The organism is Ruegeria sp. HKCCSP346 (genome assembly GCF_017872595.1).
Lineage (GTDB): Bacteria > Pseudomonadota > Alphaproteobacteria > Rhodobacterales > Rhodobacteraceae > Ruegeria.
On the sequence record NZ_JAEDOT010000001.1, the window covers coordinates 1,610,534 to 1,627,745 of the forward strand.

Genomic DNA, 17,212 nt, shown 5'->3' on the forward strand with positions numbered 1-17,212 from the left:
AGGGAAAAGCGAAAAACAGGTGAACATTTGAACAACGCTCTTTGGCGCGGCGGGTGGTCAACCCGACTCAGGATCGTCAGTGGTCTTGTGTTGTTTGTGTTCGCATTCTTTCATTTCATAAATATTGGCTTGGGCCTGTTTCACACGGATTATCTGCACGGGATGCAGGACGGTCGAAAGGCCGTCACACGCCACGATGTCATGAGCGTGCTTTTCTATGCTGCCCTGTTCACGCATGCAGGTCTGGCCCTGACATCGATCGCGCAACGCAGAACCCTGCGCATGCCATTCAGCACGGCGTTGCAGGTCGTTCTGGGTTTGCTGATTCCGCTGCAACTGATCTCGCACATCGTTCAGACGCGGGTCGCGCACGAAGTCTATGACGTCAATGACGAGATGGGATATATCATCATCCTGATGTGGCCCAGTATCGCCGTATGGATGCAAAGCGCCTTGCTGCTGATTGTTTGGATACACGGCTGCATCGGTTTGCATATGTGGTTGCGGCTGACCCGGTGGTGGTCGCAGGTCGTGCCCTATCTGATCGGCGTTGCGGTTTTCGTGCCATTATTCGCGTTGGCCGGATTGCTGACCGAAGGTCGACGCATATGGGCCGACTTTGCTGATGAATTCCTGCGCGAGCAATATATCGAGCACTACAATTGGCCATCGCCCGAGACCTTCCAGACCCTGTTCAGTGTAAAAGACTATGGCCTTTTGATCTTCTGGCTGGCTCTGGGGGCGACGGGTCTGGTTTACATCGGGCGCAAACTGTGGCGGCGCAGGCATTCGGTGCGCGTGAATTACGCCAAAGGCCCCGAGGTGGTCGCGGAAAAAGGCATGACTTTGCTTGAGATTTCGCAGGTGAACGGCGTGCCGCACGCCGCCCTGTGCGGTGGAAAGGGGCGCTGCACCACATGCCGAGTCATCGTAGAGGATGGCAACGACGCCCTGCCCCCGCCCGGCGACGTCGAAGCACGCAGCCTTGCTGCTGTGGGCGCCTCGCCGCAGACGCGACTGGCCTGCCAGATACGCCCTACGGAACCCACCACCGTTTTTCGGGTTTTCAGGCCAGATGGCGGGCGCATACGCGGGCATGCCAGCCAGGGTCAGGAACGTCAGTTGGCTGTTTTGTTTCTGGACATGCGCAGCTTTACTGCGCGTACGACCGGCCAATTGCCTTATGACATCGTGTTCCTGCTGAACCGTTTTTTCGATGCGGTCGTGCCTGCCATCACCAAGGAAGGCGGTGTCGTGGACAAATATATGGGAGACGGGCTGCTTGCCGTTTTTGAAAAGCCGAATGCGGCGGCGTCCGCCCGTGCCGGGTTGCAAGCCGCCATCGACATCAGTCACGCCCTTGATGAATTCAACGCACAGCTCGAGGCCGAAGGCAGCCCCGGCATTCGCATCGGGATGGGTCTGCATCTTGGGGATCTGGTGGTGGGTGAGATCGGCGCCGCGGGCCATGCGTCAAAAACCATAATCGGCGACGCCGTCAATGTCGCCAGTCGTCTGGAAAGCGAAACCAAGGCGCTGAAGGTCGAACTGCTGGTCTCGCAAGAGTTGCTGGAGGCCGCCGGTGTCGTCGTGCCCCAGGGCGATATCAGATTGTTCCAGCTGCGCGGCGTGTCTGAACCGATTCCCGCCCTGCCCGTCACCCGTGCATCCACACTTGAGCAGAACGCCACAAAACAGGAACAGGAATTCTCTGCATGAAGCAATAACCTCTGATCGTTAGGATCAGATCATCGATTTGACTTGTGAATTAGAAATTCCTTCCAATTCAAAAATATTCGGCGCATATCCTCCTTTGTTACATTCGCGCCTGTGGACTTCGCCTGTCAGTCGGTGCAAACGCCTCGAAACCGCCTGATATCCACTGGCAAATCAACACTGCGACAAGAGAATTCCAATGACGATGTTAAGCAATCTGGCCCCGATCCCCGAACTGTATGTGTCATACGATTCGGCGCAGAAGCTGAAGGTGGAAGCGGCCGACCTGACCAGCTGGGATCTGAGCCCGCGTCAGATCTGCGACCTGGAACTGCTGATGAATGGCGGGTTCAACCCGCTCAAGGGATTTCTGAGCGAAGCGGATTACGACAATGTGGTCGAGAATATGCGCCTGGCCGATGGAACGCTTTGGCCAATGCCCATCACATTGGATGTCAGCGAAGACTTCGCGGATCAGATCGAACTTGGGCAGGATATCGCTCTGCGCGATCAGGAAGGCGTGATCTTGGGCACCATGACCGTGACAGACCGCTGGACTCCGGACAAGTCCCGCGAGGCCGAGAAGGTCTTTGGCGCCGATGACGATGCCCACCCGGCGGTGAACTATCTGCACAACGTGGCCGGCAAGGTCTATCTGGGCGGACCGGTGGTCGGAATCCAACAACCCGTGCACTACGATTTTCGTGGGCGCCGCGACACCCCGAACGAATTGCGCGCCTATTTCCGCAAGCTGGGCTGGCGCCGCATCGTGGCCTTCCAGACCCGCAACCCGCTGCACCGCGCGCATCAGGAGCTGACCTTCCGCGCCGCCAAAGAGGCACAGGCCAACCTGCTGATCCACCCGGTCGTGGGCATGACCAAACCGGGCGACGTCGATCATTTCACCCGCGTGCGCTGTTACGAGGCGGTGCTGGACAAGTACCCCGCTTCGACCACCTCTATGAGCTTGTTGAACCTGGCCATGCGCATGGCTGGCCCGCGCGAAGCCGTCTGGCACGGGCTGATCCGCGCCAACCACGGCTGCACCCACTTCATCGTCGGCCGCGACCACGCGGGCCCCGGCAAGAACAGCAAAGGTGAGGATTTCTTCGGCCCCTATGACGCGCAGGATCTGTTCCGACAGTTCCAGGACGAAATCGGCGTTGAAATGGTAGACTTCAAGCACATGGTCTATGTGCAGGAACGCGCCCAGTACGAACCGAATGACGAGATTCTCGACAAGGACAACGTCACGATCCTGAACATCTCGGGCACCGAACTGCGCCGCCGCCTGCGCGAAGGGCTGGAAATCCCCGAGTGGTTCTCGTTCCCCGAAGTGGTCGAGGAACTGCGCCGCCGCTTCCCGCCGCGCTCCAAGCAGGGTTTCACCGTGTTCTTCACCGGCTTTTCGGGCTCGGGCAAGTCGACCATCGCAAACGCGCTGATGGTCAAGCTGATGGAGATGGGCGACCGCCCGGTGACGCTGCTGGATGGCGACATCGTGCGCAAGAATCTCAGCTCGGAACTGGGCTTCTCGAAGGAACACCGCGACCTGAACATCCGCCGCATCGGATATGTGGCGTCCGAGATCACCAAGAACGGCGGCATCGCCATCTGCGCCCCGATCGCGCCCTATGCCACCACGCGCCGTGCCGTGCGGGAAGAGATCGAACAGTTCGGTGCCTTCTGCGAGGTGCATGTGGCCACCAGCATCGAGGAATGCGAACGCCGCGACCGCAAGGGTCTGTACAAGCTGGCGCGCGAGGGCAAGATCAAAGAGTTCACCGGCATCTCGGACCCTTACGATGTTCCGGAGAACCCCGAGCTGCGGGTCGAGACCGAAAATGTCGAGGTCGACAACTGCGCCCATCAGGTGCTGCTGAAACTGGAAAGCATGGGCCTGATCGCAGCAAACGGATAACGGTCTCATCTGACCTTGTTTGGCGGTCCCCGGTCATTCCGGGGGCCGTTCCTTTTTTGGTCGCCAATTGACAATTGCCACTGGTCCTGATGCTTTTCAGGACCTCAAGGCGGGTGTGAAACTGAGATGACGAACAAGTCTCCGACCATTGCCAGTTTCTGGTTTGGATCCGATCTGAGTTGGTTGGAGCAACTCTGCCTTCAGTCCTTTCTGGATCATGGCCACCGCTTCGTCCTTTATGTCGCGCACGAGGTAAAAGGCATTCCGGCAGGTGTCGAAACCCGCCCTGCCAGCGACGTTTTCTGGCCGCCACCTTTTGTGGTCGATGCCGAAGATAGGCAGGGCGTTGCCGTCTTCTCGGATATTTTCCGGCTGCACTTGATGCGGCAAAGCGAGGTGATCTGGGTCGATCTGGATGCCTATTGCGTACGGGCGTTCGACTTTTCGACGGATTTCGTGTTCGGTCGCTCCAGGCGGGGCGACTTCCCGACGGGTGTGCTGCGCCTGCCCACAAGATCGGCGACCCTGGAACAGATGCTGAAATTTGTCATGTCGTCTAACCCGTCCCAACCCTGGCGTGGACGCAGATTGCAGCGCCAAAATCGGGAACGAACCGCAAGAGGGGAACGCTGGGGCATCGAAGCCCTGCCCTGGGCCAGTTCGGGGCCCAAAGCCTTTGGCCATTTCCTGCGCCAGACGGCAGAGGACCGCCATGCCATGACTGCTGAAACCTTTTATCCACTGGCGCAGGAGGAATTGTGGAAGCTACACGATCCGCGCATCGCGACGAACGAAATCGAAACCGAAACCGTGCATTCGGTACACATCTACGGCCACCAAAAGAAACTGATGGCCAACCGGATGGGCGGGCTGCCGGTTTCAGGGTCATATCTGGACAGGTTGTGCAAACGACATGGGATCGAACCAAGTACGGCCCCGATTCTGCGGTTGGCCTGGATGTAGCCCGTCGCATCCGGCCAGGGTTTCGCGGGTCAGCCCTTGGTCAACGCCCGCCTAGTGTGTCGGCGTTTCCGGCAGGTCGACCTGCCCGCGCATCAGGATATGCCCTTGACCAGAAACCCTGATGCCCGTCATCGCATCAGGCGGGCCGACACGCGTGACGATGGCCTTCCCGGGGCGGCCCATATCGTGACCCTGCTGGGCGATGAAGCTTTCCTTTTGCATCAAGCCATGTTTCCACAAATAGGCGGCCATCGCACCGGTGGCAGACCCGGTAAACGGATCTTCGGGCGGGCTGGCGGTGCCATGAGAAGGCGCGAAAACGTATCCCCCTCATCGGTTGCCCCTTGCAGCGTGACAAGAAACGGCTCGGCCATGTCCGAGCCGGAATACCCAGCAGTTTCAGCCACTTTGCGCAACGGGCCTTCAACCAGTTGAGCGGCCCGCAAGGCCGCATGATCCCGCAGAACAGTGATGCAGAACGGCAAGCCGGTCGAAACCATTTGAGGCGGAGAAATGATGGCTCCCGTTGGCAGACTGACCGCTGCCGCCACCAGTTCCGCGGGAACGCGCGTACCGAATTGCGGTGCGACCTGAGTCATTTCGATCTGATCCCCCTGCAACCGGATCGACACCAGGCCGGCACCGGTTTCCAGCGTCAGACCATCGCCCGAGATCATACCGCGGGATCGCATCGCCGCGACGGTGGCGATAGTCGGATGCCCCGCAAAGGGAATTTCGCGGCTGGCCAGAAAGTAGCGGACGCGGATGTCGGCCACGTCGGACGGCCCGGTAAAGGTGCATTCGACCAGAGAGGTTTCGCGCACATAGGCCATGCAGACCTCTTGCGTCAGGCGCGCACCTTCATGGACGACGGCACATCCGTTGCCACCGAAGGCGCGATCACTGAAGGCGTCCACCCAGTCAAAGTCAAACCAGCCCATGAAGCCACTCCTGCTTTAGCATCTGTGGCACGATCACTGCATAGGCGGAAAATGTCACGTTTTTTCAGCAGTGTTTCAGGCCGCCTAGTGAACCGCCACCGGAGACAGGTCATGTTCGCGCGCCAGCACAAAGGCCAGCTTGCGGTCAGCGACCAGCGCCAGTTGCTGCCCGTCGGAATCGTGGACGGCGTAAAGCTGATCCAGATCGCCGGCCTGTTCACGAACTTCCCGAGGCAATTCAGATACTTCAACCGTTTTGACATAGACAATACGGTTGCCCTGGGCGTTGATTTCAATCGGTGTATTCATTGCTCTTACCCCTTCCGTATGTTGATCGTCTGAACCACTGTTTCCGGCACGGCGCGGGTCAGATCCACATGCAGCAGACCGTTTTCCATGATCGCCTCGCCCACTTCGACGCCATCGGCCAGCACGAACATGCGCTGGAACTGACGCGCCGCAATGCCGCGATGCAGGAAGATGCGCCCCTCGCTGTCGTCGCGCTGACGGCCCCGGATCACCAACTGGCGATCCTCGATCGTGATTGACAGATCCTCCTCGGCAAACCCGGCCACCGCAAGAGTGATGCGATAGGAAAAATCCGAGGTCTGTTCGATGTTATAGGGCGGGTATCCTTCATTTCCGGCCTTTGCAGACCGTTCCAGAAGGCGTTCCAACTGCTCGAACCCCAAAAGATGCGGGTATGAGCCTAGAGTAAGTTTCGACACGTATTTTCGTCCTTCTTTGTAAAAGCGACGTGGTGTGCGGCCCCGTTCTGGCAACCGCCTGCAATAGAATATGGGAAGAAACCAGGATGTCCACAAGGTCTGGCGCGATAACGTCTGACACACTATCTTGTTGGCCAAGCACCACAACCAACTCGAGTCGCCAATGAACGCGCCTACCGATCTTTCGATGAAAACAGATGAAGTATTGCGTGTTGAGCTTGAGGTCTTCCGCCGACAGCACCGCGATCTGGACGAGGCGATTCAGGCATTGCATGACAAGGGAACGGCCGACCAACTGACCTTGCGGCGCCTGAAAAAAGAGAAACTGCGCCTGAAAGACATCATTCGCCTGATCGAAGACCGCCTGACGCCCGATATCATCGCCTGAACGCCCTGTACCGCATTGCCAGCCAACCGGATTTGGCTATAGTGCGCGCTCTTTCTGAGCGCGGGGACGTATGCGGATGAGCGATGTGAAAGTAGGGATCATCATGGGCAGCCAGTCGGACTGGCCCACGATGAAGGAGGCCGCGGATATTCTGGACGAACTGGGCGTCGCCTACGAAGCACGCATCGTATCGGCCCACCGCACGCCGGACCGGCTGTGGGACTATGGCAAAACCGCTGTTTCGCGTGGGTTGCAGGTGATCATTGCAGGTGCAGGTGGGGCTGCGCATCTTCCGGGCATGATGGCGTCGAAAACGCGGGTGCCTGTGATTGGCGTCCCGGTGCAGACCCGTGCCTTGTCGGGCGTGGATTCGCTGTATTCCATCGTGCAGATGCCCAAGGGATTTCCGGTGGCGACCATGGCGATCGGGTCCGCCGGCGGGGCCAATGCCGGCCTTATGGCGGCGGGCATTCTTGCATTGCAGGATGATGCTTTGGCCGAACGGCTGGACAGCTGGCGTGACGCGTTGTCAGCCTCGATCCCTCAGGAACCGCAGGGATGAGCCGGATCGGCTTAATCGGCACCGGCCATATCGCCGCGCCGATTGCGCGGCTGATGGCCGCCAAGGGGCACCAGATCAGCGTGACCGAGCGCAACGCCAAGGTTTCATCCGCCTTGAAGACGGAACTGGGTGCAACCGTCGCTGCGCCTCAGGCCGTGATTGACACCTCGGACATCGTGTTCCTGTGCCTGCGCCCGCATATCGCGGCCGAGGCTCTGGACCCGCTGACATTCCGCGCCGATCAGCAGATCGTGTCGGTCATGGCGGCGGTTTCGGCCGAGCATCTGGCCACGCTTTGCGCCCCGGCATCGGATTTCGTGCAGACCATCCCGCTGGGCTTTCTGGAAACCGGCGGCTGCCCGATGGCGGCTTTTGGCAATGATCGCCTGCTGGCGGACCTGTTCGAGCCCGCGAACCCGGTGATCAAGGTTGCGGATGAAGCCGCGCTGAACGCGCATTTCGCCATTTGTGCCATGGTTCCCGGCATTCTGGACCTGATGGCAACGGGTGCCGAATGGCTGGGTGACGCAACCGGTGATGCGGACGGGGCCGAGTTCTATACAACGCAGTTGATGGCGGGTTTTCTGGCCTCGATGGAAAAAGGCACCGCAGGGCGGCTGGCGCAGGGACGCGACGCGCTGGCGACGGAGGGCACGCTGAGCCTGCAAATGACGGACGCCCTGAAAGACGGGGGCGCGCACGAGGCGCTGCGTTCCGCGCTTGGGGCAATTGGCAAACGTTTGGAGAGTTGAAGATGGCGGAAATGCTCGCCCAAGGTGCAGTGATCGGGATTCTGGGGGGTGGTCAGCTGGGCCGGATGCTGTCCGTGGCAGCCGCCAGGCTGGGTTTTGTCAGCCATATCTATGAGCCGGGTGCGAACCCGCCGGCGGGGCAGGTTGCGGATCGCGTCACCACTGCGGCCTATGACGATGCAGACGCGCTGAAAGCCTTTGCCGATGCGGTCGATGTCATCACTTACGAGTTCGAGAACATCCCGACCGAAGCGCTGGACATTCTGGAAGCGCACCGCCCGATCCGCCCCGGGCGCGAGGCCTTGCGGGTCAGCCAGGACAGGTTGACCGAGAAGACATTTCTGCAAGAGCTGGGCCTGAAGACGGCCCCGTTTGCGGATATCGCCGACCTGAACAGCCTGAATGCGGCGATCGAACAGATCGGGACACCCGCCATCCTGAAAACCCGTCGCTTTGGCTATGACGGCAAGGGGCAGGCCCGGCTACGCAAGCCTGAGGATGCCGAGGCCGCTCTGGCCGATATGGCCGGGGCACCGGCCATTCTGGAAGGGTTTGTGGATTTCTCGCACGAGGTGTCGATCATCGCGGCCCGCGGTCTGGACGGTCAGGTCGCCTGTTTCGATCCGGGTGAGAATGTGCATCGCGACGGTATCCTGCACACCACCACCATCCCTGCCCGCCTGTCCCCCGCCCAGCGCACCGATGCCATCCTGCTGGCGGCCAATATTCTGAACGCGCTGGAATATGTCGGCGTGATGGGCGTTGAGTTGTTCGTGACACCCGGCGGACTGATCGTGAACGAGATCGCGCCGCGCGTGCATAACTCGGGCCACTGGACGCAGAACGGCTGCGCCGTGGATCAGTTCGAACAGCACATCCGCGCGGTGGCGGGCTGGCCTTTGGGGGACGGGCAGCGCCATTCCGACGTGGTGATGGAGAACCTGATCGGCGACGACATGGACCGCGTGCCTGAGCTGGCGCGCGAGCGGGATGTGGCGCTGCATTTCTATGGCAAGGCCGAGGTAAAGGCCGGGCGCAAAATGGGGCACTTCAACCGCATCAAACGTTGAGGATATCGCGCCTGCGCGCGACGCCTTCGGCGAGAGTATTTGGGAAAAGATGAAGGTTTTGCGGGGCCTAACCCAGAAACCGGGCGGCGATGTCGCCTGACATGTAACTGACGCGCCCACCGGCCAGGGTGGCTGCAACGCGATGGGTGTCCGCATCCAGGATGACCAGATCCGCGCGTTTTCCCGGCGCGAGCGTGCCCCTGTCCTGCATGTCCAGCACCCGCGCGGGGCCGGACGAGACCAGCGCCCAGGCACTGGCCAGATCCAGCAGACCGGTTTTGGCCAGCATCAGCGCCGCGCGGCGCGGACTGGGATAGTGATAATCCGAGGCCAACGCATCACAGAGCCCCATGGCGATCAGTTCGACGGCGCTTGCGTTCCCCTTGTGTGATCCCCCCCGCACAACGTTGGGAGAGCCGAGGATAACGTGATCCCCGGCAGAACGCGCGACTTCGGCGGCTTCAAGCGTTTCGGGGAATTCGGCAATGCGCACGCCCCGGTCGCGCCACCATGCCCTAGTCTCGGCGGTCGCGTCATCATGGCTGCCCAAACGCACCCTCATTGAGACAAGTTCGGCGCTGAGTGCTTCGACGGCAGCGGGAACCTCGTTCCTGCGGGCATGCATATTGAGCAGCATCTCAAAATGCGCATCCGGATTGCGTCCGGCCTTCAACGCCTGCCCGGTCAGGCGCGGCGGCTTTTTGCCCTGCGCCAAACGATCATGCGGCAGGTGATCATTGAACACCACATAGGGCACCTGCCATTCGGCGATACGATGGGCCAGACCTTCGTAGTTCTCCAGCATGTTGGTCTCGAACCGCAATTGCGGGATCAGATCCGTGACGGTGCTGTTCTTGACCGCAGCGATGGCCCGAAATACCTGCGCGGCAAACTCGGGGCCGCGCACGCCACCTTCCCAGCTGTAGAACTGCGCCAGCACCGCGGTGGTGATGCCATTGGCGGCCAGTTCGGCTTCGGCTGCCAGAATACCTTCATTCATTTGCTTCATTGCGCCCCGGCGCGGGGCGATGTGGCGTTCGAACCCGTCCCCGTGCAGATCGACGATACCGGGCAGGACAAGATAACCGGTCAGGTCAACCCTGCGCCCGGTCCGATCTTGCTGAATAACGCCCTCCGCCATCGAGAGATCGCAGCGCAACAGCCCATCCTCCGGCAACAGAACCTCTGCGCCGGTCAACGTCAGATCCAGAAAAGTCATTGTGTGGGCTCCGAGTCAGGTTCCGAGCAATCCTGCCCGATGCAGATCTCGTCGATTATCTCCATCACGCCGTCCAGCCAGGTGATCTGCCGATCGAATTGGCCAAATTCGATGAAATGCAGCGCCTGTGCCATAACCCGCGGGTTGTTCATCATGAACGTGTGGGTCACCGGAAGAACAAGATGATCCTTCATCCCTTCGACCTTGGTGGTTTCAACCGAAACCTTGCCGTCATCCGGCCCGTCGATCAGCGAGGAAAACAGCGGGTTGAGCGAATTCTCACCCGCGATCACCCCCAGTTCAAAATCCACCGGCGGCAGGCGGCGCGGAATGCCTTCGGGACCTGTGCCCAATTGCAGGCCCGCCGGGCCGTTCAGATACCCGAACACTTCCCATGCGCTCAGCTCATCGACCAACTGGCTGCCCTGATTGGGCGGGCCGAGCATGACGACACGACCCAGGTTTTCGGGCCGATGGTCCTTGAGCCAATAGCGCAACAGGATACCGCCCATGGAATGCGCAACGACATTGGCTTTGTCATCGCCACATGCCGCAAGCGCGTCCGGTATGGTTTGCCTTGCCAGTTCCGGAATACCGATTTCGGTCGATGGATACCCGTGGCGCACAACGGTATAGTCATGCGCCTTGAACAGCTGCTCCATCACGGTGAACGAGGCCTCGGTGCGCGCAAGGCCGTGCAGAAGGATCACGCATTTCGCACTGGCTGCGGCAGGAACGAGGCAGAAGAGCAAGGCAATCAAAAGTTTCATAACCGCCAGATAAAGCCTATCAGCCTTTGATGAAAGCCCTAGCCCCGGTGACGTCGCAGCACGGCCAGCGCGATACCGCCCAAAACAAGCGTGGCGCCAATGATCAGCCGCACTCCGGCAATCTCGCCCAGAAAGGCGACACCGCCGAGAATTGCGATCACCGGCACGCTGAGTTGAACGACAGCCGCCACGGACGGGGCCAATTGAGGCATAACACGATACCACAAAGCATAGCCAAGCCCGGATGTTACCGCGCCGGACAGGACGGCCAGCAGATATCCCGCCCCGCTCATCTGCCAGACGCTGCCGCCGGCAAGCATCGCCAGGGCAGTCAACGGCAATGCGACGATGAAATTGGCGGCCGTTCCCTCCAGCGGGTTTGTTTCAGAACGGCCCGCTATCGAGTAAAGGGCCCAACCAATACCGGCGGCGGCCATCAAAGCCGCGCCAGCCAAGTCGACCTGAACGGCGCCATTCGGCCACAGCACATAGGCAAGACCTGCAAGCGCAACCCCTGCCCCTGCCACCTGCCGGGCGGTCGGAGTAGCACCCGTCAATGCGCCGACAGAAAACATCGTAATTTGCACCACGCCGAACAGAATCAATGCACCCAAGCCTGCATCCAGCGTCAGGTAGGCGATTGAAAATCCGATCATGTAGAGCGTCAACGACCCCGCGCCAATGATCCGCCTTCGATTGCGCAGCGGAAGGCGCCCTCCGCGTGCCAGCACAAGAGCGGCCAGGACCACGGCCCCCGCCAAAACCCGAACGATGGCAAATCCGGTCGGATCGCTGGCTCCGCTGTCGATGGCCAACCGGTTCAGAATGGAGTTCGCCGCAAAGGCACACATGGTCAGGGCGGTGAGCAAAAACAATCTCATGCCATCCGCATAGCCGTTTGGGCGGGATTTGCACACTCACTTTCGCGAAGGTTGTGGGAACAGACATCCGGCGCCGGACAAAGCAGCGTCTAAACACGCCTTGAAAACAGAACTGTCAACACAAAACGGGGCCGCCCGAAGGCGACCCCGTTCTTAAGCTATACGGCTTCCCTATCGGCAGCTTGGCGATATCGCCAAGCGCCTGTCGGGTCGTCAGAATTCGCCAGGGCGAATTCGACGTGCTTACATCATGCCGCCCATACCGCCCATGTCGGGCATGCCGCCGGCAGGTGCCGCGCCTTCCTTGGCCGGCTTGTCGGCAACCATTGCTTCGGTGGTGACCAGCAGGCCAGCAACCGATGCAGCGTCTTCCAGAGCAGTCCGAACCACTTTGGCCGGGTCAATCACACCGAACGAGAACATGTCGCCATATTCTTCGGTCTGCGCGTTGAAGCCGAATGCTGCGTCCGACGATTCGCGGACCTTGCCGGCTACAACCGCGCCGTCGACACCTGCGTTCTCGGCGATCTGGCGCAGCGGCGCTTCGATTGCCTTGCGAACGATGTTGATACCTGCGTCCTGATCGGCGTTTGCACCTTTCAGAGCTTCCAGTGCTTTACCGGCCTGGACCAGAGCAACACCACCGCCCACAACAACGCCTTCCTGAACGGCAGCGCGTGTTGCGTTCAGAGCATCGTCCACACGGTCTTTGCGCTCTTTCACTTCGACTTCGGTCATGCCGCCGACGCGGATAACGGCAACACCGCCTGCCAGTTTGGCAACGCGCTCTTGCAGCTTCTCGCGGTCGTAGTCGCTGGTGGTTTCTTCGATCTGGGTGCGGATCTGAGCAACACGTGCTTCGATCTCGGCTTTCTCGCCAGCACCGTCGACGATGGTGGTTTCGTCTTTGGTGATTTCGATTTTCTTGGCGGTGCCCAGCATGTCCATGGTCACGGACTCGAGCTTCATGCCCAGATCTTCGCTGATAACCTGACCGCCGGTCAGGATTGCGATATCCTGCAACATGGCCTTACGGCGATCGCCGAAGCCAGGTGCTTTGACAGCAGCAATTTTCAGGCCGCCGCGCAGTTTGTTGACAACCAGAGTTGCCAGCGCTTCGCCTTCAACATCCTCGGCAATGATCAGCAGCGGTTTCTGCGACTGGATCACTTGCTCCAGCAGCGGAACCATCGGCTGCAACGAGGACAGTTTCTTTTCGTGCAGCAGGATCATGCAGTCGTCGAGCTCTGCAATCATCTTGTCTGCGTTGGTGACGAAGTAAGGCGACAGGTAGCCGCGGTCGAACTGCATACCTTCGACAACGTCGGTCTCGGTTTCCAGACCTTTGTTTTCTTCGACGGTGATAACGCCTTCGTTGCCAACCTTCTGCATCGCGTCTGCGATTTGCTGGCCGATTTCCGCTTCGCCGTTGGCCGAGATTGTGCCAACCTGAGCGACTTCTGCCGAGTCTTTGACTTCGCGCGAAGCAGCTTTAATGCCTTCAACAACCTTGGCAGTTGCCAGGTCGATGCCGCGCTTCAGGTCCATCGGGTTCAGGCCAGCTGCAACCTGCTTCAGGCCTTCTTTTACGATCGCCTGTGCCAGAACGGTTGCGGTGGTGGTGCCGTCGCCGGCTTCGTCATTGGTGCGGCTGGCGACTTCTTTCACCATCTGCGCGCCCATGTTTTCGAACTTGTCTTCCAGTTCGATTTCCTTGGCAACCGAAACACCGTCTTTGGTGATGCGCGGCGCGCCGAAGGATTTGTCCAGAACCACGTTGCGGCCTTTGGGGCCCAGGGTCACTTTAACCGCGTCGGCCAGGATGTTCACACCCTTCAGCATACGGTTGCGGGCATCGGTGTCGAATTTGACGTCCTTTGCAGCCATGTCGTTTCTCCTTGAGAAATTGATTTGAAATGAAGATCAGAGAAAGCGCGCGCTTACTCGATGATCCCCATGATGTCGCTTTCTTTCATCATCAGCAGCTCTTCGCCGTTGACCTGAACCTCGGTGCCCGACCATTTGCCGAACAGGATCTTGTCGCCAGCCTTGACAGCCATTGCGATCAGTTCGCCGCTGTCCTTGCGCGCACCTTCGCCGGTTGCGACGACTTCGCCTTCGCTTGGCTTTTCTTTTGCGCTGTCAGGAATGATCAGGCCGCCTGCGGTTTTCTCTTCGCTCTCTACGCGGCGAACCAGCACACGGTCATGAAGCGGTTTCAATGCCATCTTTGTAGCTCCTTGGGCTCAAAGTTTATCTATCCTCCCCCCGCCTTTCGACGAGGCGTTAGCACTCGGGGTGTGTGAGTGATAACGACGCATAGCTAGGGAGTCTAAAAGTCCGAGTCAACAATTTGTGAGAGATTTTTTTGCAAAATGGATCAGTCAGCCTGTTCCCAGCTATAGGCCCAATGCTTCAACCCTTCTGCGCCCTCTGACGTAAGCCCATAGATGCCTTTTTCAACCTTCTCGAACCACCCGTAGTGGTTTTCCCGCATAAGCCGGGTGGCGACCGGGACCGCGACCGATCTGGCGACGTCCGCCCCCTTTGACGGGCCATTCTCGGCCAGATAGGCCGCACATTTCAGCGCATCCTGCCGATACGCCGTCACGATACCATGGCGCGTCGCGCCCCCGGCGTTCGGGTCGCCTTGCAGCCGGTCGAATTCGCGCAGCAACCGTGCGGCCCTGGCTTTGTTCTTTCGGGGCGCGTAGGGGCCGGGATCGCACTGAACCTCGACCGTACCATCAGCCCGCACGGTGATCAGGCCCAGGCCGAGCCTACGACACAGTGCCAGATTATCTTTCAGCGCCCGCCGGGCCGTTCGGCCGGTGGGTTTGCAGACGGCAACATAGACCAGATCGGTGAGTTTCAGCCGGGTGATCGCCTGATGAAACAGGGACAGCGTGAACCGCAGTTTCAGTTCGACGATCACCGGCGCATCCCCATCGCGCACTGCCACGATGTCGGCTGCGCCGACTTCACCCTTGACGGTGTATCCCTGACGCTCCAGCAGCGCCTTGACCGGGGGATAGAGATCCTGCTCGCGGTTCATGTGGCCATGCTACGCAGATTGCCAGGGAATACCAGACGGGCGGCTTGAACATCGGCAGGTGGCGTGGCTAAGTCTGGGTTCAACTTCTTGACACCATTCAGGCTGGCACCATGCGTTTGCTCACGTTTCTTGCGTTCCTTCTGCTTCCGATCTCGGCTCAGGCCGCGTGCGAGGGGGTGGACCTGCGGCCACAACTGCCCGAGGAAACCCGGACAAAATTGCAAAGTGCAGTGGCCCAGATCGCTTATCCCGAAGGCAATCACTGGATTGCACGCAAGGGCGACACGGTTTTGCACATCATCGGCACGTTGCACAGTTACGATCCGCGCATGGAAGACGTGATTGACCGCCTGTCGCCCGAACTCAGCAAAGCGGACGCCTTTTATTTCGAAGTCACTCAGCACGACATGGACGCCTTCGAAAAGACCATGGCCAACGACCTGAGTGCGGTATTGATTACCTCAGGCCCTACGTTGATCGACCTGATGGCGGAAGACGACTGGGATGCGCTGTCCGCAGCCCTGGCCCAGCGCGGCATCCCCGGCTGGATGGCTGCGAAAATGCGTCCGTGGTTCCTGACCATGATGCTGAGCATTCCGCCCTGCATGATCGAAGACCCGAATTCAACTTATGGAATGGACGCCCGCCTGAACGATCTGGCCGTTGAAAAAGGTATCCCGCAGCACTCGCTGGAACGAATCGAAGACCTGATGGCCATGTTCGACAGTTATCCGCTTGAGAAACAGGTCGAGTCGCTTGTGCGCCTGTCCGGGGCGATGCAGGGCAATGCAGACCAGTTGGCCACCATGGCCAACGCGTATCTTGAAGAAAAGCACGCCGAGATCATACAGCTTGCCCGTTTACAAGGGCTGGAGCAGTCGGGCCTGAGCCCCGAAGCTTTCGATGCGGAATGGCGGGATTTCGAGCAGCAATTGCTGGTGCAGCGAAATGCCAACTGGATGGCGCAGATTTTGGACATCAGGGATCAGACAGTTGTGATTGCAGTCGGCGCGGGGCACCTGAGCGATGATTACGGCCTGCTGAATCAGCTGGAAGAAGCCGGATACGTTCTGACACGCGCCGAGTTCTGAACGGGCCCAGCGGTTTTCAGACCAAGCGTCGCAGACAGTGCTCAGCGGCGTGACAACGGCCTTTAGCCGCCCTATAAGGCGCGCAAATTTCCATTCCGCAGGACACTGACATGACGACGCTAGTATTTGGCCACAAATCCCCCGACACAGATTCCACAGGCTCGCCGATCCTGTGGTCGTGGTACCTGAACGAGGTCAAGGGTGAGCAGACCGAACCCGTACTGCTGGGTGAACCCAACACCGAAGCAACATTCATGCTGGAAAACTGGGACCTGCCCAAGCCGCGGATCCTTGAGGACCTGCCCGCGGAAACGCCGGTGGTTATCGTCGACACCAACAACCCCGCCGAACTGCCGGCCAACATCAACGACGCGGACATCCGCGCCATCATCGACCATCACAAGCTGGTCGGTGGCCTGGAAACCAAAGGCCCGATCGACATCACAGTGCGCCCCCTGGCCTGCACCGCCACCATCATGGTTGATCTGATGGGCGAAGATGCGGCCAAGATGCCCGACGCCATCAAGGGCGCCGCGCTTACCTGCATTCTGTCGGATACTCTGGAATTCCGCTCACCCACCACCACGGCGCATGACCGCGAGGTTGCAGAACGTCTGGCGGCCGAGCTCGAGCTGGACATTTCGGCATATGCCGCAGACATGTTCGCGGCGAAATCGGATGTCTCGTCCTTTTCGGACGCCGAGTTGATCCGCATGGACAGTAAAGAATACGAGGTCGACGGCACCAAATTCCGGGTCTCGGTTCTGGAAACCACCGCTCCCGGCGTCGTTCTGGACCGCAAGGCCAGCCTGGCGGACTCGATGGTGGCCGTTGCCAAGGAAGACGGCGTCGAGCAGGTGCTGCTGTTCGTGGTTGATATCCTGAACGAAGAGGCCACGCTGCTGGTCCCCAATGATCTGGTCAAAACCGTGGCCGAGAAAAGCTTTGGCGCAACCGTGGACGGCGACGCCGTAGTTCTGCCCGGTATCATGAGCCGTAAAAAGCAGATCATTCCGAACCTGAAGGTCTGATCCTCAAGCGACCCAAATATGAAGGCGTCCAATTCGGGCGCCTTTTTTCTTTGCTGACAGCCATTTGCGGAGGCGTTGCCGGTTGTTAGTCTGACCGGGGGTCAAAAGCCTATCCCAGGTCAGG

The 17,212-nt window shown here is 59.7% G+C and carries 17 protein-coding genes and 1 pseudogene; 9 read left to right on the forward strand and 9 right to left on the reverse strand.

Annotated features, from left to right (window positions below):
• Positions 1 to 27: 27 nt before the first annotated feature.
• The 3 genes from I9185_RS08085 (at position 28) to I9185_RS08095 (ending at position 4,600) form a co-directional block, all read left to right on the forward strand.
• Entirely contained in the window at positions 28 to 1,719 is a 1,692-nt protein-coding gene (locus I9185_RS08085) for an adenylate/guanylate cyclase domain-containing protein (RefSeq protein ID WP_210092736.1), read from the forward strand.
• A 196-nt stretch (positions 1,720 to 1,915) separates the two neighbouring features.
• On the forward strand, positions 1,916 to 3,637 hold the full coding sequence (locus I9185_RS08090) for a bifunctional sulfate adenylyltransferase/adenylylsulfate kinase (protein ID WP_210092737.1): 1,722 nt from the start codon (positions 1,916 to 1,918) through the stop codon (positions 3,635 to 3,637).
• Between the two features lie 126 nt (positions 3,638 to 3,763).
• On the forward strand, positions 3,764 to 4,600 hold the full coding sequence (locus tag I9185_RS08095; protein ID WP_210092738.1) for a hypothetical protein: 837 nt from the start codon (positions 3,764 to 3,766) through the stop codon (positions 4,598 to 4,600).
• A 51-nt stretch (positions 4,601 to 4,651) separates the two neighbouring features.
• On the opposite strand, the pseudogene I9185_RS08100 reads toward I9185_RS08095, so the two are convergent.
• From I9185_RS08100 to I9185_RS08110, 3 genes and pseudogenes are all read right to left on the reverse strand, one after another.
• A pseudogene (locus tag I9185_RS08100) lies at positions 4,652 to 5,541 on the reverse strand (PhzF family phenazine biosynthesis protein).
• An 84-nt stretch (positions 5,542 to 5,625) separates the two neighbouring features.
• Positions 5,626 to 5,850, reverse strand: coding sequence for a DUF1150 family protein (locus I9185_RS08105; RefSeq protein ID WP_171168916.1), 225 nt, complete (start codon positions 5,848 to 5,850; stop codon positions 5,626 to 5,628).
• Between the two features lie 5 nt (positions 5,851 to 5,855).
• Positions 5,856 to 6,269, reverse strand: a complete 414-nt coding sequence (locus tag I9185_RS08110) for an Hsp20 family protein (RefSeq protein WP_058275530.1) — start codon at positions 6,267 to 6,269, stop codon at positions 5,856 to 5,858.
• A 163-nt stretch (positions 6,270 to 6,432) separates the two neighbouring features.
• On the opposite strand from I9185_RS08110, the gene I9185_RS08115 reads away from it, so the two are divergent.
• The 4 genes from I9185_RS08115 to I9185_RS08130 all read left to right on the forward strand — a co-directional run bounded on the left by I9185_RS08115 (position 6,433) and on the right by I9185_RS08130 (position 9,041).
• Positions 6,433 to 6,657, forward strand: a complete 225-nt coding sequence (locus tag I9185_RS08115) for a DUF465 domain-containing protein (protein ID WP_152458986.1) — start codon at positions 6,433 to 6,435, stop codon at positions 6,655 to 6,657.
• 76 nt (positions 6,658 to 6,733) lie between these two features.
• Entirely contained in the window at positions 6,734 to 7,219 is a 486-nt protein-coding gene (gene purE, locus I9185_RS08120) for a 5-(carboxyamino)imidazole ribonucleotide mutase (RefSeq protein ID WP_152458987.1), read from the forward strand.
• A complete protein-coding gene (locus I9185_RS08125) occupies positions 7,216 to 7,971 on the forward strand; it encodes an NAD(P)-binding domain-containing protein (RefSeq protein ID WP_210092739.1) in 756 nt (251 codons plus the stop codon). The genes purE and I9185_RS08125 overlap by 4 nt, the downstream gene beginning before the upstream one ends.
• A 2-nt stretch (positions 7,972 to 7,973) precedes the next feature.
• A complete protein-coding gene (locus tag I9185_RS08130) occupies positions 7,974 to 9,041 on the forward strand; it encodes a 5-(carboxyamino)imidazole ribonucleotide synthase (protein WP_210092740.1) in 1,068 nt (355 codons plus the stop codon).
• A gap of 67 nt (positions 9,042 to 9,108) precedes the next feature.
• Here I9185_RS08130 and I9185_RS08135 read toward each other — a convergent pair whose 3' ends face one another.
• From I9185_RS08135 to I9185_RS08160, 6 genes are all read right to left on the reverse strand, one after another.
• Positions 9,109 to 10,260 (reverse strand): alpha-D-ribose 1-methylphosphonate 5-triphosphate diphosphatase, encoded by a 1,152-nt coding sequence (locus I9185_RS08135; RefSeq protein WP_210092741.1) that lies wholly within the window; start codon positions 10,258 to 10,260, stop codon positions 9,109 to 9,111.
• Positions 10,257 to 11,030, reverse strand: coding sequence for an alpha/beta fold hydrolase (locus I9185_RS08140; RefSeq protein ID WP_171722746.1), 774 nt, complete (start codon positions 11,028 to 11,030; stop codon positions 10,257 to 10,259). The genes I9185_RS08135 and I9185_RS08140 overlap by 4 nt, the downstream gene beginning before the upstream one ends.
• 38 nt (positions 11,031 to 11,068) lie before the next feature.
• Positions 11,069 to 11,911: a DMT family transporter gene (locus I9185_RS08145; protein WP_210092742.1), complete on the reverse strand. Its 843-nt coding sequence runs from the start codon at positions 11,909 to 11,911 to the stop codon at positions 11,069 to 11,071.
• A 243-nt stretch (positions 11,912 to 12,154) separates the two neighbouring features.
• Positions 12,155 to 13,798 carry a chaperonin GroEL gene (groL, locus tag I9185_RS08150; protein WP_171634470.1) on the reverse strand — a complete coding sequence of 548 codons (1,644 nt, stop codon included), beginning with the start codon at positions 13,796 to 13,798 and terminating at the stop codon, positions 12,155 to 12,157.
• A gap of 53 nt (positions 13,799 to 13,851) precedes the next feature.
• Positions 13,852 to 14,139: a co-chaperone GroES gene (gene groES / locus I9185_RS08155; RefSeq protein ID WP_010441779.1), complete on the reverse strand. Its 288-nt coding sequence runs from the start codon at positions 14,137 to 14,139 to the stop codon at positions 13,852 to 13,854.
• Positions 14,140 to 14,291: 152 nt separating this feature from the next.
• Complete coding sequence (locus I9185_RS08160; protein ID WP_171118784.1) at positions 14,292 to 14,966, reverse strand: DUF2161 family putative PD-(D/E)XK-type phosphodiesterase; 675 nt, start codon at positions 14,964 to 14,966, stop codon at positions 14,292 to 14,294.
• Between the two features lie 110 nt (positions 14,967 to 15,076).
• On the opposite strand from I9185_RS08160, the gene I9185_RS08165 reads away from it, so the two are divergent.
• Both I9185_RS08165 and I9185_RS08170 read left to right on the forward strand, forming a co-directional pair.
• On the forward strand, positions 15,077 to 16,057 hold the full coding sequence (locus tag I9185_RS08165; RefSeq protein ID WP_171634473.1) for a TraB/GumN family protein: 981 nt from the start codon (positions 15,077 to 15,079) through the stop codon (positions 16,055 to 16,057).
• A 110-nt stretch (positions 16,058 to 16,167) separates the two neighbouring features.
• Positions 16,168 to 17,088, forward strand: coding sequence for a manganese-dependent inorganic pyrophosphatase (locus I9185_RS08170; RefSeq protein WP_171634476.1), 921 nt, complete (start codon positions 16,168 to 16,170; stop codon positions 17,086 to 17,088).
• Positions 17,089 to 17,212: the final 124 nt, after the last annotated feature.